We start from the raw sequence: 24,201 nt of genomic DNA, 5'->3' as shown, positions 1-24,201 counted from the left end.
TACATGAAAGGAAGGTAGATAAGAATGATCATCCCTTCAATTAATAGAATTAACGAACTGAGCCGCAAGCAAAAAACAGAAGGCTTAACTGAGGAAGAGCTTGCTGAACAGCAAGTCCTGCGTAAAGAATATCTTCAAGCCATTCGCGGACAAGTAATGTCCACCATTTCTGGGCTTACCATTGTTGATCCCAATGGTGAAGATGTTACACCGGAAAAGCTTAAAATTGAGCAACAACAAAATAAATCGAAGCTTAACTAAAGCTTAAGACGGATATATTTCGGTTATAGATCAAAAAGGATAGGAACAAGGCAATTATGCCCTGTCCCTATCCTTTTTTTTGATTAAATACTATATCGAAAGAATCTCACGAATTTCATGCTCACTGAGCGGTGAAACTGCTTCTTGCCCAGGCTGAATAATTTCTTCGATCAGATTCTTTTTGCGTTGCTGAAGTTCATACATTTTATCTTCTACCGTTCCTTGGGTCACTAAGCGTATTACCTGAACTACATTTTTCTGCCCCATACGGTGTGCTCTGCTTGCTGCTTGATCTTCAACCGCGGGATTCCACCATAAATCATACAAAATTACGGTATCGGCCCCCGTCAGATTAAGCCCTGTCCCGCCTGCTTTTAGTGAGATCAGGAAAAGATCACTTTCCCCTTGATTAAAACGCTCGCAGAGTTCAACTCTTTCTTGGCCTGGTGTTTGGCCATCCAGATAGAAGAATGGAATTCCTTGAAGTCCAAGTTCTCTGCCAATGATTCCGAGCATCTCCGTAAACTGAGAGAATAACAAGATTCGTTTTCCTGCACTGCGGCTCTCTTCAATCAATTCCATCAGCTGCTCAAACTTCGCAGAACTTCCTTTATATCCTTCCACAAACAAGGCGGGATGACAGCAAAGCTGTCTCAGTCTTGTTAACCCCGCTAAAATTCGAATACGGTTCTTCTGAAATCCTTCTTCATTTAAATGCTTTACCGTCTCCTGCCGCAGCTTGGCTAGATAAGCGATGTACAGTTTTTTCTGCTCTGGCAAAAGCTCGGAAGCTTGCAGGGATTCGATTTTATCAGGCAGTTCCTGCAGTACATCCGATTTTACCCGGCGCAGCAGAAATGGACGAATTCGTTTTGCAATCGATTCTCTAGGCAACTCCTGAAAAGCTTTTCTTCCGGAGAATAATTCGGGAAAAACAGCGTCATAAATGGACCAAAGTTCTTCTTGGCTGTTCTCGATCGGAGTACCGGTGAGTGCAAATCGATGTTTTGCCGAGAGCTGTTTGACCGATTGTGCCGTCTGTGTCGAATGATTCTTGAAAGCCTGCGCTTCGTCCAGAATAAGGATATGGAACTGCTGCTTCGCATAAAGATCTCCGTCTCTTCGAAGCAGTGGATACGAGGTAATGACCACATCCACCTCACCCATCTGACGGATGGCTTCTCCCCGTTCTCCTTTGCTTCCATCTGCAATAACGGTTCGAAGATCAGGAGCAAATTTTCTAAGTTCATTATGCCAGTTATATACAAGCGAAGCGGGACACACGATCAGTGCCGGCATGTTGTGTTCACGCATGGCGTCTATCTCCGACAGAATAAACGTGATGCTTTGCAGGGTTTTTCCAAGTCCCATGTCATCAGCCAAAATTCCGCCGAAACTATAGGAAGCCAGCATTTTCATCCATCTGTAGCCTGTCTTCTGATAATCACGAAGTTCCGCGTTCAGAGAGGAAGGTACCGGATCATTCATTTTCTCAGGATGGGCGAGATTTACAAGGAACTGCTGAAGGGTTTCACTCATTTCAATCTGCTCCGATTGCTTATCCATCAGTGATAAACCATGGTACGCAGGAAGTCTGGCTTCTCCTCTGCTTAGATCTCCCTTACGGAACCCCATCTCATTCATGAGCCTCACCATCTCCTGAAACTCAGGAGTTGTCAGCGGCTGCAAAGCTCCATTTCTGAGCCGGTGGTATTTGCGTTTTGCCTCCACACTCGTTAATACTTCTTTGATCTCGTCATCCGGTATTCCCTTGATATCAAATTTGAATTCAAGCCAGTCCGTTCTTTCATCCAAATGAGCACGAATCAGAGGAACCACCGGTGAGGTGACAACTCGCACTTTTACCGCTGAGGTGGCAAGCACCTCAACAAGCTGCTCAAGCTGAGGCATGGTGTAATACAGAAAATCAAACTCTGCATCTTCATCTTCCAAATAATATCCTGCTTCCGTTCTTGCAAAACTGCTGGTTTCCATGAGCCGCAGGATTTGTTCCTCCTGCACTTTGTCACGAATCAGGATACGGCCTGCCGGGGTACGCTCTTTCTCCTCCAGCGGATTAATCACGACATCTCCATACTGGAATTCAAGCCCTGCCAGCAGTTTCTCTCTCACTCGGTCTAAATACAGCCGGGCTTTAAGCGGGACTTTCACCATCTGACTCGAAATTTCTTCCCCTACATGTACACGCCCAAGGCGCATGAGTCCAGGTACAACTTTCTCCATATATGGCCCCATCTGCTGCTCGGGAATACGGAGTACAGGAGATTTTTTAGATGCTAATTTATCCCTAAGTCCTGCTAAATGATGAGCGGATTGCTCTGGAATCTTATAAAAAACACCGCGATGCAGTACCATAGAATAATCTCTTAGAATGATCATCTGAAGAAGTCCCGGTATTTCCAACTGAAATCCGCTGTGATCTAAAGCTTTTGAAAATTCAAAATCAAGAGGCAGCGTCTGGTCAGGCAGCGAAAAACTGCTAAACAGTTCATCTTCCTGCTGTACATAAACATCCCCGGCTTTCGATAGTAACGGAGCGATTTTCTCCCAAGCCAGCGGCGGGATCAGCAGCATTCGGTCTTGGCTGCGGGTTTTTCCTATTCCCGGATATCCGCCTAGTGACTCCAGATACATTTCTTCTTGACGCTCCAGATGAATGAGTTCAGCCAGGACCGCGTAATCTTGAGGCAAAAAGCAATGAACTCCAGGATCATACGTGAAATGTTTCGAAAACACATGAGATTCCTTGCGCGCTAGACGACTTAAAAACTGTTTGACCTGCTGCACGATATATAATCGTTTAGGACCAAGTTTCATCTCAAGACCAAGCATTTGCTTATGAAATCCATAAGGAACTGTTTTAATTATAAACTGAACCGACAGTCGCTCTCTTGTATCCAAAATCGTATTTGCAGCCGCGACCGAAATGTGTGAACCGCTGCTAAACAAAGAAAGGATATCTTCTGCTCGCTGATTTTCTGCCTGTTCAGAGGTATCTGCACGCTGAATCCTTGGCGTTAAGTAACCTTCTGGCAGTTCAAGATCAGGTTTATGCAGCAAAGATGGATAAGCGCTGACTTTGGCAGTACCTTCCTCCTGTAAATAACTAATCTGAATGAGTACAGCCGCAATATGGTTGCAGTAGTAATCGTGTACAGGAAATGTTGGACAGGAACAACTGGCCAGTACATCTCCATTCCGATCTAAGTTCACTTCAACATCGTATCTATTCTTGGTCCCGTCTTTGACTACAGCTCGGAACTGTCCTTTGTCTGCATCAGATAAGGTAATTCCTACACTGCCTGAATCATACGTGTATTCTCCTTGCTCATAGAAGCGGGGACCGCAAAGCAGTTTTATTTTTCGTCGATTCAGCATGATATTCATTCGATATACTTTCCTTTCCGTATCCTCAGTCTATGAGAAAAAGCGCCCCTAAGGACGCCTTTCTTAACATGATGACCAGGCTATCATAAGTTTTATGCACCGGCACCAAAACGTTTGCGATAACCGCATTTACGGCATAATTCTTCCACAGCCTCCCGGCGGGAAAATCCATAAAATAAATCATTCGCGCGTTTACTCTCCACGATCTCAGAGAATGGCGTTGCATTGATATTCCCCAGGTTAATTACCCCTTCTCCATCGAGACAACATGGAATAACCGTTCCATCTACGAGCACACCTGCCTGCGAACGAAGTCCATGGCAGAAACCTTTTCCATCATCTTCTTCCGCAGCAAGGCTCGGCCACTCAAATTCATGGTCTTGATTTAAATAAATGTTTTTAGCGATTTTCACACCACTACCTGGTGTTACTTTCTCTTCAATCTTAAAATCGAGTCCAAATTCATGTTCCAATATATCTAGTGTTTCCCGGTTCCGTTGTTTTTGCAGATTCGTCATATTGTCCTCGGTTAAATTCCAAAGCCGGAACGAAACGATAATATCTTGTTTGACCGCTTCTCGTACAAAGTCAATGATGCGGTAGAGATATCCTTCGCGATCCTCACTTCCCTCATGACCATCAAAACTATGGAGAGAAAAGTTCATTTGTCTCACTGCAGGTTTCCCAAGAATACGATGTCTCGCCTTTTCAATTAACGTTCCATTCGTCGTCATATTGACTTTGAAGCCTTTCGCATCAGCTGCATCAAGGAGCTGATCAAGCTTCGGATGAAGCAAAGGTTCACCTTTAACATGCAAATAAATATGTTGGGTATGTGGTTTAATTTGATCAAGTATGTTATTAAATGTATTCAAATCCATGAACTTTGCTTGTCGCTTCGTCTGTGGGCAGAAGCTGCAAGCTAAATTGCAGATACTTGTAATCTCAACATAAACTTTCTTGAATGTTTTCAAGCCCATGTACTCCAATCTGTTATCTATTATATCTTACATTATAAAGAAGCCCGCTCCATACGACCAGTAGAAGTTCCATTTCGAGCCGTTTCACGAAGGATGCCAGCATGTAATTGAAGACCGCCCATAAAAAAGACAGCCACAACGATGTGCGGACTGCCCTCGACCTGTCTATTTTTTATTTTTGGATAAGTGTTGCTGCATTTCTGCTACAAAACTTTCATGTTCTTTATTAAAAACAGACGTTTCCTGATTGAATTGCTGTTTCAATTTATTCGCCTTCGCAAAAGCTTTATTACGTTCGCTCACTTTGCTTTTCAGCTTGGATAATGAAATGGCTTCATCTTGTTCTTCCAGTAGGACGTACAACTCTTTATCTTTTGCCAGGCTCTTATTGTACTGCTCATAAAACTCACCGAATGTCGCCTGACGAGCTTCATAATCATTCCATAGCTGGTCTGCCTTTTGGTACATTTCCTGCTCTTTCGCATCATTATTATAGACATCCAAAGCCGATCTCCATGATTTACTTTTCGCTTTAGCCGCATCCATAATCTGTTTGGCTGATTCCAGGTGCTCCTTGCGATCATCTACATGCTTTAGGGCATCTTCTAGCAAATCATCCAGCTTCGCATCCGCCTCTTTACCTTGCTCCATAATCAGATCATATAATTCTAAATCTTGACCTTCTAAATTCGCAATCTGCTGTAAATGCTCCTGCATCTGATTCTCAGTGTTCACCGTATCTTCCATGGTTTTCATCGTATTAAGCGCATCCTCTTTACTGCAGGCTGCAAGGAGTACCATGCATACCATCAGCAGAGCACCCAGCTTCCCTTTTGACCACATATAATAAAATCCTCCTGTATCTATTTATAAACGTAAATCATTTTTGAAATTCATAACAAGATGATTCTCCGGGTTATAGACTTCAATCTTATACCCCTTCTTTTTCAGATGCTTGATAATCTCAGGAAGTGCCTCCACCGTCTGCTCTTTTTCGTGGAATAAAATAACTTCCACATCCTTGTGTACATCTCGTTTTACATTGGCAATGACTTGTTTCGGTTTACCCGGCAAATCCCAATCCAGAGAATCTGTGGTCCAATCCCACAGCTTAAACTGTGCTTTCGCAATATCGCCTCGGAACTTTTCGCCGATCTGCGGAGCACTGCCAAAGGGTGCACGAACCAAAAACGGTTTATATCCTGTCAAATCTTGAATGATCTTTTGTTCCTGCTTCACTTCTTTTATAAAATTGGCTGAACTTCCGCTCTTGTAAAGTGTCTGATATTCATGAGTCATGGTATGCATACCCGGATAACTGCCCTCTTCCACCATTCGCTTCACTGCATCCGGGTATTTATGTATTTCCGTACCTACCATAAAAAAGGTGCCTTGTACTTTATTTTCTTTAAGTACATCAAGAATATCATTCGTATATTTACTTGGACCATCATCAAAAGTGAGGTATGCAACTTTTTGAACTTTACCCTTAAACCGAACAGGCTCTTTTTTCGCCATCGGTACAACGGTAAATCCCCCTAGCATACTAGGTTGTTGTACTACCACCGAAGATTCTGCTACTTGTGGGAATCGATCTAAAGCAAAACTTCCAATCTTCCATATAAGAAAAACCGAGAGTGCCAAAATAAACGCGGCGATCAATACTCGATCATAACGAATTCTTCTTCTTGCTTGTCTTCCCCGAAATACAGGGCGTTTTTGTTTCCGTTGTCTTCTCAAGGTTGTCACTTCTTTCTATAATTTAATAGATTCTTTTACGCCATGATCCTCTAAATCTGCTGTCGATTCCACTTGACGTAAAAGGGGAATTGTCTAAATTTGTGGTTATTTCTTAGCCCCAGATATAAGATTAAAGGAATTCCCTATCTGTTGAATGACAACGAGGTTACAATTCAGATAAAATAAACGTAATAACTACATACAACTTTTTTCCAAAGGAGCATAACGATCGTGAGTCCGTATTTGTCACAAATCATCCAAAGTATGGTTAATCGGAATCTCGAAACCTATTATAACAAACATAAAGAGTCCGTACTTGTTATTGGAACCGTGTACGGAAATGAAAGACGAGTCTATGGAATAGGTGATATCCATCCTTATACTACGACGAATTACAGTGAACTTATCTATGAAATTGGGTCTATTACAAAACTATTTACGACCACATTACTAGCACATTTACATCATGACCGTTTCCTCGATATCGATGATTCATTAGGTCAATATATTCCGCTTCTCCCTCCGGACTCACCGGTTACATTTCGTCATCTGGCGACGCATACCTCCGGTCTTCCGGAAAAGCAAATCTGGAGAAAAGTCCGTAACTTATTTGATTCCGAGAAAAGCCGTGACTCCTGTTCCACTTTCAGTTTGTCTGAAGCTGCTTTCTACTTACGGCGCGCTTCCGCTGAAAGTGTAGGAAAGACCTACCGCTACTCCAATGCCGGGATCGGTCTGCTTGGGCATATTCTAGCTACAGAGATGCAGACTTCTTATGAACATGCTGTACAAGACATGATTACCATTCCTCTGGAAATGCCAGATACTTCGATTCGCCTCACAAGCGAAGGGATGACAAGACTCGTTCCTGGATACAGAGGACACCGGGCAGCTCCACCAATAGAGTTGAATGATTTTCCCGGTACGGGTGCACTCCGTTCAACTGCTAGTGATTTGCTTACTTTTCTTTCCGCCCATATGGGTGTACATCCAAATAGGGAAATTTTTGATATTTATTCTATTACCCAAAAAAACTATTTCCAAAAAAACAATCAGTTCAGAATCGGGTTAGGCTGGCATCAGAATGCACAAGAAGGAATCCTCTATCACAGCGCTGGCACTCATGGATATCAAAGTTTCATTGGTTTTCGTCCTGATCTGCCGTTTGGTGTGGTGATCTTATCGAATATTCGCGATCACAGCCATCTAAACCCGACTACCATGGGGATGGAACTTCTGCTTGCGGCTAAGCAAGGGACTAAAAAAAGCTGATGCTTTAGGAACTTCAGTTTCCTAAGGCGTCAGCTTTTTCATTTCTAAAAAGTCTTAGGGTGAGATGTACGCAAGTTATCTATTGCTCTTTTAGTTCATCATAGAATACAGCTTGTGCTGCTGAGAAATAAGGCCCTACAAAGAACCAAGCAAGTCCAAAGGTTACGGCTGTTAACAAAAACCATCCAATAAAGCTAAGAAGGAACAGAACATATTTCCACTTATATCCGTCCATAAGTCTTCTGCTCTCTGTGATCGCTTGGGTTGCTGAATATTCAGGATGATCCCTTAATATGTACAACGTCTGCGAATAAGAAATACTTTTAATAATTCCTGGAACAATGAGAAGAAGAGTCCATAACAGTATAAAGAAGATCATTACAATATACGTCCATATTAACTTTAAGGTTAATCTACCGTCTTGGTATATTTTAAAAATATTGCGAATTTGCGCTTTTTCTTTCCTAACAAGACTGATGTAGAACCATGATACGCCAACATAAAACGGCATTAATACAATCTCATATACAAAACTAAAAAGAGAACCAGGTGCCTCCTCGTTAACCCAGGGCTCAACCCCTCCACTTCTTTGTATATCCATCGCTGTTGGGATAAGCACGGTGATTATGGAGATAAGGACCGTCAGTAAGATGGCTTTTCCCCAGTTTCCTTTCAGCGCATCAAGTGAGCGGTGTTTCATTTTCATAATGCCCATTATTTATTCATTCCTCCTGTCAAAACTCGATTATAGCACGGTTATTCAGCTCAGGGAACCTTGCTTAAAGATTACTTTATTTGGTCTCTCAGCTCCTGAACTGTTTGCGCTGCATACAGTGCTAGTTCTGGAATATCATTCATTTGTTCTTCGTTAATTTTTCGAGGAAATAATATTTCGGTTGTACTGAGCATCGGCGATATCTTCCTTGGATCGTATACGTAACTGATCGTCTGCGTCAGCGTCTGATCCGGCCAAATCTTCTCTATCACCTGCTGAATCTGCGGACAGTTTTTATCGGGGTTTGAAATTGGCATTCTGTATCTAATGGTCAGTACACAGCCTGGCTCCGCGCCTTTCTGTTCCAAAATTTCGGAAGCCAGCTCTTGCAGTGATGCCGCAAGTTCGATTTCACCCGTAATCAGGTTATCATCCGTTAATTGAAACTGTATCCGAAATAATCGTGACATCACAGCAAGTTCCATCCGGTCTACTCTGCCAGTTATGCGTACACGCTGATCTAAATTGTCCATATCATACAGCTCATTCTCGAGTGCTACTTTTAAGTTATCAAAAACAGTTGGGTCAAACATAATAGCTCCTTTCCACATATCGATCATGATTCCAGCCTATAGAAATGAAAGTGACATATACTGAACCTTCTTCTCTTTCATATACAGATGTAGATAATGCTCTTCATCCACCTGGTAGCTCCATTTGCTCCTGGTCATTTTACTCGGCTCTCCGAGCCGGCTTACCACATCATACGTACTGCTACCAATAGATATTCCGTCAGCAGTCTCTACCTCGTTCTTTGTAAAAAAAACACTTAAACCCGTAAATAAAACACCATTTTGTTCATCTACAAGAATTGTCTTTATTTTATCATCCAGGATCGAATAAAAACGCATCTGCTGTTTGTAATTAGGATCTCCCTTGATGTGATCATACCATTCAGCAAAGTTCTGATTTTGCACCTTGAGTTCACTCGTCTTGTACTGCTCGCTTTGATTAACTACATATCTTGAGACATCTTCCGTCTCCATGTCAGTCATCCTCATTTCACCGAGCGTAGCTAAGATTGTGTCCGGCCGGCAAAATAAATTCATATATCCTATCGTATTATATGTAGCATAATACCTTTGTCCACCTAGAAGATACGTATTGCTATTCAAATCATATGCAACCGAATACACTACATCTTCTGCATGAAAACGAATGTAAACAATCCCATCATCCGATGGTTCTGGAATGTCGGCTTTTGCACTGGATAGATTAATGTCGCCGAATGCTTCGAGTATCATACTGTTATTTTGAGGCGGTGTGCTAAACGTTCTTTCACCCTCATTCGTGTGTATCAAAATGCTAGTTTTTCGAATCGATTGTATAGCAAAAGAATGCTGATCCTTAATTCTGCCTTGATCAGACGTCAGCGGCACAGCAAGATCATTAGGAAAATAGGGATTAACCGGTTCTCCACTTTCTTCTAGGGAGGTATTCTGCATGGTCTCATAGGATTCGGTGATTATCTCCGGACTACTGTGATCTATTGGGGTACGCTCTTTACCCTGGATATAAAACAAAATTATTATAATCAAAGTCAATACGATCATAAGCAGACTTATAATCAATAACTCCATTCTTCTCAAACTTTTCATTGTAGAAACTCCCCTCTAAGGAACAGTTTCACCCTATCTTTCAAAGATGTATTTTCAATATAGCAGATGCACGCAGAGATAATTGTCGAAATTTGTTGTTTGTTGCTATCCATCTTCATAAGAAAATGAAAAGAGGCTCCCCTGTAAAAAGGGAAGCCTTAGATTTCATTATATTTTTTTGTTCCTGCTTTATTCTAATTTTAGAATTCCAGTTGAATGTAAAAATACGAATATCATCAGAATCGGCGCTACATAACGAAGCATGAACAGCCAGATGCGGAACCATTTAGTCGTAAGACCTGCTTCTTTTGCAGCGGTCTTCCAAAAGTATCCCGCAAATAGAGTAACAATGAGTCCGCCAATGGGAAGCAGCCAGTTTGAAGCAAAGAAATCTACATAATCAAAGAAATTACGTTCCCCAATATTAATCTTCATCAGACCCATGGAAAGAGCTGACGGAATACTCACCAAGAAGATCAGCAGGGAAATAATCCACACTGCATTGTTACGACTCCAGTTCCATTTTTCCATCGCATGCGTAACCGGTACTTGAAGCAAGGATACAAGAGAAGTCAGCGCGGCAATTGCCAGCAAGATAAAGAACAGACCTCCGAACAACCAGCCAAGCGGCATTGCTGAGAAAGCAGCCGGCAAAGCTACAAATACAAGCCCTGGACCGGAACTCGGATCAATCCCAAAAGCAAATGTCGTCGGGAAGATAATTAGACCCGCTATGAAAGCATAGATCAAATCACCTACACCTACAGCAAGAGTAGCTGATCCTAGCGATTGTTTCCGATCCACGAATGCTCCGTACGTTATCATCGTTCCCATTCCTAAAGATAAGGAGAAAAAAGCGTGTCCGAGTGCAACAAGTCCGGCCTCTGGAGAAAGCTTCGAGAAATCAGGAGCTAAGAAGAAATTTACACCTTCCATCGCACCTGGCAGTGTGATAGAACGAATCATAAGAATAACAAGCAGAACAAGCATTCCAGGAATGAGCACTTTATTAAACTTCTCAATTCCGCCAGATATTCCTTTTATAACAACCAAAGCAACAATCGCCATCGCAACAAATGCCCAGATTAAAGGCAAGTAACTTCCCGTAAACTTATCAAACTGAGCATCAAAATCTACACCCGTCGTCATCTGCCCGCTAAAGGACAGGACAGCATAATGAAGAGTCCAGCCGGCTACTAAGATATAGAACGTCATGATAAGGAAAGGCGCAATAACGGAGATAAACCCTAGTTTCCCCCATATTCTCCCTCCCCCTGCTTTTACGAAGGATGAAGCTGCACTTCCCCGGCCTGCCCGGCCGATTGCAAGCTCAGCAAGCAGAACAGGAAGTCCTACTGCAACCAGACATGCAATGAATAATAGAAAGAAGGCTGCGCCTCCATTTTCCCCTGTGATGTAAGGGAATTTCCACATATTACCCAGTCCTACTGCACTGCCAATTGCGGCTAGTATAAATCCTTTTGAAGAAGAGAACCGTTCGCTGGTTCCTGTGCCTTTTTCGTTTGTCTTATTTGGTCCCATGAAGCCCTCCATCTCGGTTAAATCCGTACCTAATATTTATTGCTAACTACTAAATAAATAATAATGTATTATACAAGATAGAACTTTAAACGTATATATGTAATGTTATGTTAAATAATGAATAATTCTTTTTACCTAAATTTGAGTTACAGAAATGCATTAACACGAAAATATTAATGCTTATTTTTTCATTATTGCAATTCTTCGACTTTGTTACCTCTCATCAAAAAAATAAAATAGAGGCAGTGTTTAACTGCCTCTATCTCTATAGCTGCTCGCCTGTCTCTTATTTATTTGTTTTCAAGTAAGCTTCTTTATATTCAGACATCAATTGGTCGCCGCCTTGCTTCTTCCATTGTTCTATCGCTGCCTGCCAGCCAGCTTCATCAATTTGACCCATAATATATTTCGTCTGTGCATCAGTGGTCATCAGCTCCAGCTCCTTACCACGTTCCGCATAGATCGCAGAATCTAAAGTCAATGCAGGGTTAGGCACGATAAATTCATCGTTTTCTTTTACAAACTTTTGGCTTTTACGGAACAGATCTGGCTGTTTGGCCAGCTTTTCAATATTATAGTTTTCGTTGCGGTTCGGCATCGTATCACGGTACGGCTTTACTTCTTTCAGATCCGCATCACGGTCCAGTACCTCCGTTACATCGCCTGCATCCTTCCAGTGTTTGTTCTCTACCCCTTTAACTAAAAGAGTCGCCATTTCTGGATCCATCAACTGGTCAACAAATTTCAGAATCAGCTTCATTTCTTCTTCTGTTTTTACTGTCTTCTTAGGAATAGCCAGGAATCCTGCGTTGCCTGTCTCTCCAGGGAGTCTGCGTCCTTCGGGGCCCGTTACCGGTGCGACATCAATCACTGCTTCTGGAACGTTCTTAATGACTTTATCCTGCCAAGACTGGGCATTCCCTCCGGAGAAACGAATTCCCGCACGACCTGACTCGTATAACTTATCAATTTCGCTCGTGTCTACGACTGCAAAATCCTGATTGATTAAACCTTCCTCATACAGACGTTTTACCAGGTTCATGGTTTCAAAGTAAGGCTCGGTCATGAATTCCGGTGTAAAATTACCTTCTTCATCAACCGCCCATTTGTTAGGCGCACCTTGGGAAACGGCGAGGCGAGTTAGTGTTGAGGCCGCTTCCTGATTGTATTTTTTATCAAATACAAGGCCATACGTGTCATCTTTTCCGTTCTTATCTGGATCTTCCTTAGCAATCGCTTTCATAACGTTGTACCAGTCATCTAGGGTAACCGGAGCCTGAAGCCCAAGTGTATCAAGCCAGTCTTTACGGTAGTGCAGCGTCGCCCGTCCCAAGTCACGGAACAAAGGCACCCCGTATATTTTACCGTTCACGTTGATGTTATTATAGAAATCTTCGCTCTGTGCTGCCAGGTTAGGGTAATCCTTGATATAGGGCCCTACTTCCCAAAACTGTCCATTTTTGAGTGCTCCAATCGTTGTTGGATTATATCCGAGCTTGATCAACTGAGGAAGCTCTTCCGAAGCGATCATTACATTCACTTTTTCATCATAAGCAGAGGCTGGAATCCACTGGATATTAAGATCGGTGTTCGTGTACTCCATAATTGCTTTCTCGATCTCATTCCCTTTTGTCGGAATCTCTCCTACCTGATTTACAACATATTTCAGTGAATAAGGCTTACTTCCATCAATCACAGCGGCCTCTTTTGCCCCCCCACATGCGGATAATACCAGTGCAGCAGTCATAACGGAAGCGGACAATAAATGAACTTTCTTTTTCATCTTTTTTCCCCCTATATCAAATGATAAGTTAACCCTTTACTGAGCCTAGCATTGCTCCTTTAGCAAAATGTTTTTGCAGGAACGGATATACGACCAAAATAGGAATCGTTGCAAACACGATGACCGCCATTCGAATCGTCAGCGGCTGTATTTCCGCGTCATCAATATTGGTGTCGCCGATCCGGCCCGATGCAAGAATAACGATCTCACGAAGTAATACTTGAATAGGCCATTTCGTATTGTCATTGATATAAAGAATCGCGTTAAAAAACTGGTTCCAGTGCCCAACCGCGTAGAACAGACCAAAGGTCGCCATCGCCGGTAAGGATAAAGGCAAGACAATCCGAATGAGAACACCTAGATCATTACATCCATCGATTTTCGCTGAATCTTCCAGTCCATCAGGGATTTGCTGAAAGAAGTTTTTTAGCACGATGAGGTTAAAAGCACTGATTGCCGTAGGAATCATTAAGGACCATAAGGTATCCGTTAAATGGAGCGCTTTTACGACAAAGTAAGTGGGGATCAGTCCGCCGCCGAACAGCATGGTGAACAGAACTCCCATCATAATCGTCCTGCGTCCGCGAAGATGTCTTTTCGCCAGCGGATAGGCCATAAGCGAAGTGAACACCAGATTAATGAACGTACCGACTACCGTAATGTATATCGAAACCATCATACTTCGCATCAGTGTATCGGTAGAAAAAATGTAACGATACGCCGAGAGTGACCATTCCTTCGGAAATAGAATGATCCCGCCTTGGGCCACTTGAGCTGGACTCGTGAAAGAGACGGCAACCACATAAATAAATGGCAGTGAACATGCTAAGGCCACAAAAAGCAGCAGCGAGTTGTTGATGATATCAAATAACCGGTTTCCGATGGTTTTATCTTGTTTCATTGCATTTGACCCCTTCCTTTAATAAACGCCTTCTTCGCCAAACCGTTTAGCCAGCCAGTTTGCCGAGACGACAAGGACCAGTCCCACAACCGATTTGAATAATCCAACAGCTGCAGAGTAGCTATACTGCGCCTGGGTCAACCCTTTTACATAGACGTACGTATCAAATACTTCACCTACATCCCGAGTGGTTGGATTCAGCATCAGGAAGATTTGCTCGAAACCGGAATCGAGGAAATTACCGAGCCGAAGAATGAGCAAAATAACAATGGTACTCTTAATCGCAGGCAAAGTAATATGCCACAGCTGACGCCATCTCCCCGCGCCATCCATTCTCGCTGCTTCATACAGCTGAAGGTCTACGCCAGCAAGGGCAGCAAGGAAGATAATAGTCCCCCAGCCGACTTCTTTCCATATGGATTGAGATACGATCATCGTTCGGAACCATTCCGGATCCTGAAGAAAAGCGATTTTCTTACCTGTTAATTGGAATAAAAACTCATTAATCAGTCCATTCTCTGTCGTAAAGAGCATGTAGAAAATACCTACTACAACAACCCATGATACAAAATGCGGAATATACACTAAGGTTTGGACAAATCTTTTATAAAAAGAAGACCTAACCTCATTCAGCATCAATGCCAGCATAATCGGCAATGGGAAAAAGAAAATCAAGTTATACAATGCTAGGATTGCTGTATTACGGAACAACATCCAAAACTGCGGTTCACCAAAAAATCTTTCGAAATGCTTGAACCCCACCCATGGGCTGTCAAAAAAACCGAGGTAAGGTTGGTAATCCTGAAAAGACATCGTAATGCCGTACATGGGAACATACTTGAAAATAATAAAGTAAGCTATGCCCGGCGCTAACATGAAATACAACCATCTATCCCGGATCAGATCACGCATGACCGCACCCTTCATCTTAGACTTAGGTACGAATGCATCTGCCTGGTCCGGATTATGTAACGTCGATTCGCTCTTCATTTGCGGTGTTTACCTCCTTTGTCGCTTGGTGACCTGATTATGACAGTCAGGAATCAGTGCAAGCTATACCTACGGGGCAACCTCCACAGCATGTTGAATCTAAGACCGCTGATTACACCTGTCATTACCGTACTTATGCGCAGCAGGCAACCAGCGATGTGCAGGGTACAACTTTATCATTTTTACTGCTTATATAAAAAAGCAGCACCCCGAAAATTCCGGTATGCTGCTCCTAAGAAAAGAAAGTGAATCCATCCTTTTTCAGGCATGATCTACAGACTTTCCTTCTGTATCCATTCGCGAACTGCTTCGCTCTTCTCTATATTGACCTGGCGTTGATCCATACATTTTACGAAATGCCCGGATAAAGGCACTGATGTTCTTATATCTTAATTTCTCACCAATCTCCGAAATTTTCATGTTTGTCGTCTCCAGCATGTGTTTAGCCATCTTCATCCGGAACTCACTTACGTAATCGCTAAAGGTACGCCCTACCTCTTTCTTAAATACACGCCCTAGATACACCGGATGAAAATGAAGCTCTGCTGCAATCGCTTCGAGTGTGAGTTCCTGGTCATAACGTTCGTGTATAATGGACACAATTTTTTCAGCCGCGCTGACAAACTGACTCTCCTGCCGTTCTTGCAGTATACTTGCAATCGGAGTAAGCAGCCTATGCTCGAACCACGACCTAATCTCCTCGTGAGTCTGTAGTTTTAGGAACCGCTCAATTGTTTTCTCTCCTTCAATGATCTTATGGACCGGAATTCCTTGTTCTTGAACAATCTGCAGAATTCGCATCATCAGCTGTAAAAGTAGAATACGTCTTTCTTTGACGTAGCTGTTTTTGTGCAATACAGCAGACAGATACTGATCCAGCATTCCTATGGTTTTCTCAAGATCAGCTTCCCGCAGAGAGTGTACCATCTGCTCTTCAAGTGGTTTGAGATGTCCATATACCGCCGTTTCGCCTGACGCGCGTTTGTCGATTTCTTCAACACGGACAATCATGCCGGAACCAAGGCTGTTTCTGCAGCGCAGCGCTTCTAGACTTTCCCCATAAGCGATGACCGCATCTGCTATATTGTGGAAAGGTCTGCTCACCCCGATACTGATCTGAAGCTGTAGATACTCCATTGCTTTGGCTTGTATCATTTCAGCTTGCTCTGCCGCATAATTTAAAATTTCTTCTTTGCTTCCTTCCGGGTTCGCAATCAATGTGATCTGAGTTCCACCAAGTAAAACGGGACTAAATCTGCGATCAGGGGGCAGCAATTCCTCTACAATATTATTTAGCGCGAATAATAAAAGTTCACGGTCCTCATCTGCGTACCTCGTATAGGAAAGATCATCAATTTGAATGGCAAAGACCAACAGATGCTCCCATTCTCTTGGGAAGCCATACATATCGGTGCGCTGAATCAGCTCTTCCTCCGACAATTGCCCCGTGAAGAGTTTGATCACAAAAAATTCGCGTAAATGCCGAATTTGCCCTTGCATTACGTGTTTAAGTTTACTTTTGGTAGAAGCCAGTGCCTGGATGCCTTCCTGAATCAACACTAAATCGTCTTTCTGCTCCATCATGTCTGATTCTTCGTTGGCTTCTCTAGTGAGCTGTGTCAGATAACGAATCGGCTTATACATGCGCTGGCTGCCAAAGTATGAAATCGCCGCCACGAGAAGCAATATAGAAACACAAACAGCGATCGTCATTAGACCGATGGACTGAGATTCCTTGGTTACAGCAGCGATTGAGGAAACAGATACGTACACCCAGTCATTGTAATTGGAAACACGGTAGCTCACTCCAAGTTTCTGGCCGCCTGACTTCGTGTTAAAAAAGCCACTGGAAGATGATGTATCACTTATTTGTTCCCTAATGGCATGGTTAATCTCTGCATACTCTCTTTTCTCCGAAGCGGAAGAGAGAAACATCTGACCCGAGGCATCCAAAATATAACTGTTTCCGAGTTCTTTACTCTTCGTCAGCACTCTTCTTATCTCATCTGACATCACGCGGACAACAATCATGCCCTCCGGTTTATCCGTTCCCGCGAGCAACGGCAGTTTATAGATCAAACTGATCGTTTCCTCTGGAACCTCCAGCGCATCCATTGAGTTATCACTGCCTGGCTCCGTTTGAGCTGCAGGCTGAGTTTTTGCTCTTGTATTCCACATCAGTCCCTTAGATTCACTTGCATAGGCTTCAAATTCATCTAAATTCGGTAATTCCTGAAGCTTTCGGAGTGCAGCAAAATGAATGGCCCATTCTTTTTCAAATTGAATAATATACGTATCTTTAATATCAGCCGAAGACCGCAGATTCGCCATCTCATTCGTAAGCTTTCGAACGGTAATGAAGTCTTCGTTGGTAAGGGATTGATGAAAGGCTTCCTGAACCAAAGCCGTGTTTGCAAACTGCGTGACTGAATCTTCTAACGTATGCAGCATTTGCTCTACTTGCATTTCGGTCTGTTGTAACACAAGCATATTGGCTGCCTGAACTTTGTCCTTAACATCTTGAGAAGCTGTGATGTAAGAAAACAGGCCGATAAATAGGGTAGGTACCGCACCGAGTAAAAGACAGAATACCAAAAGCTTGATCCAATAGTTGCGCATGACTCACCCTCCACCTCTAACCCAAGCTTAACTATTATGGCAGCGTTTACAACATTATTTGAAATAATTACTCATTATTGTCAAATTATACTATATATTTCATTCGACATGACTTAAATGACTCCTTTTTACTTGCATCAATTTGTTGTATACAAAAAATAGAGGCACCCTGTCTGCATGTAAGCAAACGGGGTACCTCTATCCTCATCATTTTCCTAACTTAGTGAACAAAATTTAATTTTCTTTTCCTTTTTCTTTTATCACTGTAACGGTAGTCTCGGCAAGTGTCCGGTTCCCTGCATGATCAATCGCTTCATATACGATTGTATATATACGCTCTTTCAAACCGCCTTTTACTTCAGCACGAAGCATAAATTCAAAATCAGGAGTACCAAACTCTGCTTCTTGAATATCTGCTCTTGGATGTCCTTCATGTTTGTCTTCATCACTGCTTGTAATTGACACCAGATTAATCACCGCTACTCCGGAATGGTCATCTTCCGCAGAAGCCGTTACTTTGATCGCTTCCAGCTTGTTGCCCCTTGGGTACAATACCGGCTTATCAACGGAAAGAGTTAACTGCGGCGGTGTCTGATCGATTTGTTCCTGTGTATTAAACTGGATTGTATAGTTACGTTCACTTCCATCTTGTGCAGTAACCGTAATAAGAGCCTGCCTTGAATCCGCATCCGCCTGTATAATGTCCACTTTCGCATATGCAGAACGAACCGCAGCTTCTAGTAGAGGTACATCCTCACCAGCTCCTACTGTAACTTCATAAGATAACCGGTTTGCATCAAATTCTGGCAGCGGCTGGCCGCCGATGATGACTGAAGATAAAGCTGTATCTCCGTCTGGAACGGCAATCATAGAGGCTGGGTTCCATCCATCATCTCCAGAAAGAATATGTTCAGGAGTGAGCAAAGATGCTTCCTCATATGTTAGCTGTGTTGACCAAGCGTATCTTGCCGATGGATTCGCGCCTGGGCCGTAACTCGCAAATTCCCCATAGCGGGCGGTGAGTTCATTCGTAGGATTTCTCCAGTTATCCCATCCCGTTGGTTCAATGTGATCACCGAGTTCACTGTTAATGACATATACATTAGAATAAGGTCTCCACGGACGTCCCAAAGGAACTGTACCTGTAAGTCCTGGTTCTGCAGTGAATCGGCTATTCAAGAATACATAGCCTAGTTTGTCTTCCGGGGTTGATGCCGCTGTGACGTAACCATCATTCAGACTGTGAATAATACTGTTCTCAAAAACAACAGTTGCTCCGCCAAAGATAAAATCAACATCCCCTTCAATATAACTGTCTACAAAATACTGACGACCATCATTGGCATAGAAGGTATCTTGATAACCCTTCAGATTTACTTCCCGGAATGTCATACGATCTCCTTTAGTATATAAGGCAACCGCCTGACCGGCGTCATCTCCCGCATCATTCATAATGGTTAATCGCTCTGCTGAATAGTCGTTTGCCAGCACCTTGAATCCAGAACTATTGGAAGTTCCCATTGGCAAGCCGTCGGCTCCCGGGGTATTCGCACTGTCGCCATATACGAGAACGGTACCTTCCCTGCTCTCCCCGATCATCCGAATGTTCGGTTTCGTAGCCGGAAGGACCAATTTCTCGCGATAGGTGCCGTTCTTAATATAAATAATCATCTGGGATGTATTTTGATCTGGTACTGCATTAATGGCCTCTTGTACGGTCTGATAATCTCCGCTTCCGTCTAGTGCCACGGTAATACTACGGGCTGGAGTATCACTGATGGGAAGTGAAGCTGCGCTTTCAACTCCCCCGATGACGGCAGATACAATATAGTAATAAGATTCTCCGTTCGTAAGGCCTGTGTCAGTAAAGGAAGTTTCTGTCAAACCATCCGCGATGGTTAGATAAGAGCCGTCTTGAGACGAGCTTCTTTTCACCGAATACGTATCGGCTCCTGCTAGAGGTTCCCATTTCAGGGTAAGCCGTTCATTGCTCGGCACAATCATAACTCCCTGAGGTCCTGCCGGTGGCGATCCCTCGCGTTCTTGAGGTTTCACAACAACCACTTTCGATCCCAAACTACGCGAATCCTGATTTTTGGCAATTACCTGATAATAATATGGCTTGCCGCTAATTACATTCGTATCCGTATAGGATGTGGATTCGGCAATCCCTAGTTCCTCAAATGGTCCATCCGCGTATACAGCTCGCTGTACGGAATAGTTCTCAGCTGCATCCACAGCAGACCAAGAAATAAGGGCACCCTGAGAGATACTTTCGCCTGTTATCTCCGGTGTTCTCAGCTGTAGAACAGGTGTAACTTGAACGGGTTCACTATCGGGTCCCTCACCTGCAACACTTGAAGCAGATACCGTATAGTAATATACCTGTCCATTTACAAGACCGGAATCTCGATAGGAGGAACCGCTAATTTTACTGGCAACCATCTCGAAAGGTCCTGTCATGGTCTGACTGCGTTTCACCGTATAAGTCACCGCCTGTGTAAGCGGCTGCCAATTCAGATCTATCTGACCACTCCGGGCAGCAGCGGTAAGTCCGCTTGGAGCATCTGGTTTCACTGCGCTTGCGCTTGGCAGTGCTGTGGCCTGATTGGATAGGCCGCTCTCTCCAGCGGGTCCTGTTGCTGTCACTACGTAATAGTAATTGACTTCGTTCTTAACGGTTTCATCGACATAGCTAAATTCGGTCAGTCCTTTTGCTAGTATCTCATAAGGACCGCCATCTTTTTGACTGCGTTTCACCGTATAAGAAGCAGCTCCTGCAGCCGGCTGCCACTCGAGTTGAACTTTTCCATTGCCAGGCAAAGCTTTCAGTCCTTTTGGAGACGCTACAGGTTCGTTATACACTTTTAGGTTGTCATAATAGATCGTACCCTTGCCGCTTCCCGGCATCTTGCCCATAATGCGGCTGATCCCACTAGCTCGCACATCCGCTTGAAGCGGTACATCATCTGCACTAAGCACATGATCAATATAGATATCCGCAGTCTGTGCAGTGATGTCCACTGCTACCTTCACATTATACCAGCGGTTATTTTCTGGACGGTCTGCAAGCTTATAGTCCGCTCCACTGCGTTTATATACGAAAGTGTCCGTTCCTTCTGCCGCTGGCTGGGTTGGTTTCCGGATTTCAATGGACAGCGGAATCTTGGTACCTGTCTCATCCTGAAGCTGAAGCAGGACGGAAGTACCCGGCCATGATTCGGACATCACGTCAGCTTCTACAACAAATGCACCTGTCTGTTTTGTAAACTGCCGAGTGAATTGGGTATTCACAGGCGCGTTATCATAAACTTTTAGACTCTTCGCCGATGAATTTCCTGTTGAACTTGCTGGAGTATCTACCACAGTTACTGTATGGTCGGCATCCTGTGGATCGGGAAGAACGACATAACCTGCAGGGGTGGCGCCGAGTTCAACCTCTTCAAAGTTATCATCTACCACATGGATCGTTCCGACCGATCCTGTCGGTATCGCGCTTACTTCGGAAGAACGGAAGCTTTCGCCGCTCGCGTTCACTGTTGTCAAAACATAATAATAAGCAAGCCCTGAAGTCAGACCCGTGTGAAGGTACGAAGAACCTGTAACAGCGGATGCGACCTGTTCATAAGGTCCGCCAGGTATCGTACTAGAATAAATATGGTAACTCTCTGCCTGAGGAACTTCATTCCAAGACAGTTTCACTTGCTGATCTCCAGCCTCAGTCTTTATTCCGGTTGGTGCTACAGGGTAATCAGCTTTCAGGTTTTTGACCTCTGCTCCTGTGAACCTTGAAGTATTATATTTCAGCACCTCATCATTTGCTTTGGAGGCATCTGCTGCAAGACCGTAATATACCTTTTCATTCATCGGAAGAGTGATCGTATCAAACTGTGTCCATTCGATCCCATCCTTTGAAGTCAGTGCTGTGATTTTGTCATCCAGGCGCATAAGTTTGACCCAGTACGGTGTATTTACAAAAGCTTCTGGCTCTTTCGTAACTGCATTTTTTCCGCTGGCAGTTCTCGAAATGAGGACCGTTTTCTTTCCTTCCTTAACGTATGGAATCATCAGAGCTGCCATCTTAGAACCCGGCTCAAGGCTTTCACGAATCATCACACCTGCCTCAGCCTCATTATCTGTTCCTGTGATGTGCTCTATTTTTGCTATAATTTCACCGTTACCGACAAGTTCTTGGTAGGCAAAATGAAACGCATCGGCAGGACCACCAATATCTCCGGCACTTTTCAGTGTAACTTCTGAAATGTCCGCACCGATTTGAAGATGACCAGCGATTCCTGGATTTCCAATATCCTTTGAAACCCATGGCTCTGTATTTCCTTCTGTGTTGGCATGAATCGTCACTTTGTCTGACTGTGCAGCGGTTCCTGTATTATCGATTGCTTTGGCCGTTATATAAAACGTACCATCAGGAATGTCCTTCCATTCAAAAGAATAAGGCTCTGCTTTATCTTCCCCAAGCAGCTGATCCCCTTGATAAAATTCCACTCGGTCAATGGATCCATCTGGATCTATTGCTTCTGCCGCAATGGTAACGGAGTCTCCTGCTGTAATTATCGTATGATGTGTTGGTGAATTGATGGTAACTACAGGACTCACGGAGCCACTGCTGACAATTCCGTTTAGATATACCTCTAGGTTCGTATATCCAGACTGCTGCGTCCCATTTCGATCAGAAGGATCGTTAGGATTCAGCCCCTGCTGAGTCTCCCACACATTCGGCATTCCGTCCCTGTCATCATCCGCTAGATCAGACTTCACAGACGCAAATTCCGGGTACCCTCCAACCTCTTTCTGAGAATTAATATGTTCCCCGGTCCGTTCCGCTGTATCTCTGATGATCCTTGCGTCAACCGAGTCTCTTCGCGGAAGCACAGCACCCGCTCCTTCGAGCACGCTCTCATAAGCATCCGTCGCGGTTTCCGGTGCCGATGGGTTTGGCATTACGATCGGTGTATTCAGCTTGGAAGCTGGGTTACGAACAATCGGTACCCCTTTCCAGTTATCACTTGTCACTTCTTCTGATCCATCTACATAGTTGCCGCCAATATATATTTTCGAGCCTTCATGAACTTCCTGAAAAATATTGTCGCGGACCGTACGATAAGTATTTGACCCATATTTATAGTAATTGTCTCGAATGTTGTACTGCCCGACTTCCCCTCCATAAGTGGAGAAAAATCCCCAGTTATAGATGACATTATTATAAAAATCTACGTTATCTTCTGGAGATTTACCTGGAAGCCGAGGATTTCTGCTGGCATTATGGGCAATCAGGTTATGATGGAAGCTTGCATTCTTTCCTCCCCATATCCCGCCATATCCATGTCTGCCTTTAAAATGTGTGGTCATCAGCATACTTTCAGAAACGATGGACCACTGAATCGTTGTATTTTCGTTATCATAGACGCTGAGCACCTCATCAACTGACCAGCTGAATGAACAGTGATCAATGATAATGTTCTTGTGGTAACGACCACCAAAAGCATCATCTTCATTTACATAACGATCTCCCAGACGAAATCTTAAATAACGGATGATCAGATTATCACCTGCAAAAGAAGTGGTGTAATCCGATATCGTTATGCCTTCTCCCGGTGCGGTTTGTCCTGCAATCGTCAAGTTAGAGCCTGTAATTTTGAGCGGGGATTCAAGATGGATCGTCCCTCCCACTTCAAAAACGATGGTTGCATTACTTTTAGCTACTGCCTCTCTTAGTGAACCCGGTCCGCTGTCTTTTAATGTAGTGACATACACCGTCTCACTGCCACGTCCGCCAGTCGTATACATGCCTCCGCCCTCTGCTCCAGGAAATGCCGGCAGAGCGGGTGCTTCTGACGAAACATCAGACGTTGCCGCAGCAGCTGGCTGCATGGATGCAATAAGCGATAGAACAAGCAGCAGCACACCGAGTTTTTTCAACATTAAACAATCCCTCCTCAAATGAATAGCTTCCTTGCTTTACATCCTCCTTACCTCCCTGATCTGAACTTTCCATGATTTTTGTCTCAGAGATTATCCTCATTATCAGTCAGGGCAACACTTACAAGCTATATATCTGAAGCAACCTCCCGATTAGATTAAGAATTCTTATGTAAGCGTTATCAATAAAGTTGTTTACTGCATACTTCTTGCTCATTTCTGCACATCACTATAATAGGACAAAAAAAGACCCCTCTCATGTGCCGAGGCCACTGAAAAAGTCCAATATCTAAAATCAGGATGCCTTTCCTCAATATTGAGGAAAGGCATCCTGATTTTTTGTATAATAAAAGTATAAATTTCAGGTGGTGTCTCGGATGATTTCAAATCAA

At 43.6% G+C, this 24,201-nt stretch carries 15 protein-coding genes; 2 read left to right on the top strand and 13 right to left on the bottom strand.

Features of this window, described 5'->3' with window-relative positions; translation table 11 throughout:
* Positions 1 to 24 precede the first annotated feature (24 nt).
* Positions 25 to 261 carry a DUF896 domain-containing protein gene (locus PV403_RS20600; protein ID WP_213535319.1) on the top strand — a complete coding sequence of 79 codons (237 nt, stop codon included), beginning with the start codon at positions 25 to 27 and terminating at the stop codon, positions 259 to 261.
* Positions 262 to 351: 90 nt separating this feature from the next.
* On the opposite strand, the gene PV403_RS20595 is transcribed toward PV403_RS20600, so the two are convergent.
* The 4 genes from PV403_RS20595 to PV403_RS20580 form a co-directional block, all read right to left on the bottom strand.
* A complete protein-coding gene (locus PV403_RS20595) occupies positions 352 to 3,669 on the bottom strand; it encodes a DEAD/DEAH box helicase (RefSeq protein ID WP_332085869.1) in 3,318 nt (1,105 codons plus the stop codon).
* A 92-nt stretch (positions 3,670 to 3,761) separates the two neighbouring features.
* On the bottom strand, positions 3,762 to 4,643 hold the full coding sequence (locus PV403_RS20590; protein ID WP_332085868.1) for a radical SAM/SPASM domain-containing protein: 882 nt from the start codon (positions 4,641 to 4,643) through the stop codon (positions 3,762 to 3,764).
* 171 nt (positions 4,644 to 4,814) lie between these two features.
* A complete protein-coding gene (locus PV403_RS20585; RefSeq protein ID WP_332085867.1) occupies positions 4,815 to 5,492 on the bottom strand; it encodes a YkyA family protein in 678 nt (225 codons plus the stop codon).
* A 24-nt stretch (positions 5,493 to 5,516) separates the two neighbouring features.
* Positions 5,517 to 6,398: a polysaccharide deacetylase family protein gene (locus PV403_RS20580; RefSeq protein ID WP_332085866.1), complete on the bottom strand. Its 882-nt coding sequence runs from the start codon at positions 6,396 to 6,398 to the stop codon at positions 5,517 to 5,519.
* Positions 6,399 to 6,620: 222 nt separating this feature from the next.
* Here PV403_RS20580 and PV403_RS20575 point away from each other — a divergent pair, with 222 nt between their 5' ends.
* Positions 6,621 to 7,661: a serine hydrolase domain-containing protein gene (locus tag PV403_RS20575; RefSeq protein WP_332085865.1), complete on the top strand. Its 1,041-nt coding sequence runs from the start codon at positions 6,621 to 6,623 to the stop codon at positions 7,659 to 7,661.
* Between the two features lie 79 nt (positions 7,662 to 7,740).
* Here PV403_RS20575 and PV403_RS20570 read toward each other — a convergent pair whose 3' ends face one another.
* The 9 genes from PV403_RS20570 to PV403_RS20530 form a co-directional block, all read right to left on the bottom strand.
* Positions 7,741 to 8,376, bottom strand: a complete 636-nt coding sequence (locus PV403_RS20570) for a DUF975 family protein (RefSeq protein WP_332085864.1) — start codon at positions 8,374 to 8,376, stop codon at positions 7,741 to 7,743.
* Between the two features lie 71 nt (positions 8,377 to 8,447).
* Positions 8,448 to 8,996, bottom strand: a complete 549-nt coding sequence (locus tag PV403_RS20565; RefSeq protein WP_332085863.1) for a hypothetical protein — start codon at positions 8,994 to 8,996, stop codon at positions 8,448 to 8,450.
* A 9-nt stretch (positions 8,997 to 9,005) separates the two neighbouring features.
* On the bottom strand, positions 9,006 to 10,034 hold the full coding sequence (locus PV403_RS20560) for a hypothetical protein (protein WP_332085862.1): 1,029 nt from the start codon (positions 10,032 to 10,034) through the stop codon (positions 9,006 to 9,008).
* 189 nt (positions 10,035 to 10,223) lie between these two features.
* The gene (locus PV403_RS20555; protein ID WP_213535311.1) at positions 10,224 to 11,576 is read right to left on the bottom strand and encodes a sodium-dependent transporter; all 1,353 of its coding nucleotides are present in this window, start codon (positions 11,574 to 11,576) and stop codon (positions 10,224 to 10,226) included.
* A gap of 286 nt (positions 11,577 to 11,862) precedes the next feature.
* Positions 11,863 to 13,359: an extracellular solute-binding protein gene (locus tag PV403_RS20550; protein ID WP_332085861.1), complete on the bottom strand. Its 1,497-nt coding sequence runs from the start codon at positions 13,357 to 13,359 to the stop codon at positions 11,863 to 11,865.
* Between the two features lie 28 nt (positions 13,360 to 13,387).
* Positions 13,388 to 14,260, bottom strand: coding sequence for a carbohydrate ABC transporter permease (locus tag PV403_RS20545; RefSeq protein WP_213535309.1), 873 nt, complete (start codon positions 14,258 to 14,260; stop codon positions 13,388 to 13,390).
* Positions 14,261 to 14,278: 18 nt separating this feature from the next.
* The gene (locus PV403_RS20540; protein WP_249717717.1) at positions 14,279 to 15,187 is read right to left on the bottom strand and encodes an ABC transporter permease; all 909 of its coding nucleotides are present in this window, start codon (positions 15,185 to 15,187) and stop codon (positions 14,279 to 14,281) included.
* Between the two features lie 324 nt (positions 15,188 to 15,511).
* On the bottom strand, positions 15,512 to 17,869 hold the full coding sequence (locus tag PV403_RS20535; RefSeq protein WP_332085860.1) for a helix-turn-helix domain-containing protein: 2,358 nt from the start codon (positions 17,867 to 17,869) through the stop codon (positions 15,512 to 15,514).
* Positions 17,870 to 18,103: 234 nt separating this feature from the next.
* Positions 18,104 to 23,812, bottom strand: coding sequence for a pectinesterase family protein (locus PV403_RS20530; protein ID WP_332085859.1), 5,709 nt, complete (start codon positions 23,810 to 23,812; stop codon positions 18,104 to 18,106).
* Positions 23,813 to 24,201: the final 389 nt, after the last annotated feature.

This window comes from Paenibacillus sp. GYB006 (genome assembly GCF_036577645.1).
Lineage (GTDB): Bacteria > Bacillota > Bacilli > Paenibacillales > Paenibacillaceae > Paenibacillus.
Note: the sequence above shows the minus strand (reverse complement) of the source record. Positions and strands in the feature narration are given on the sequence as shown.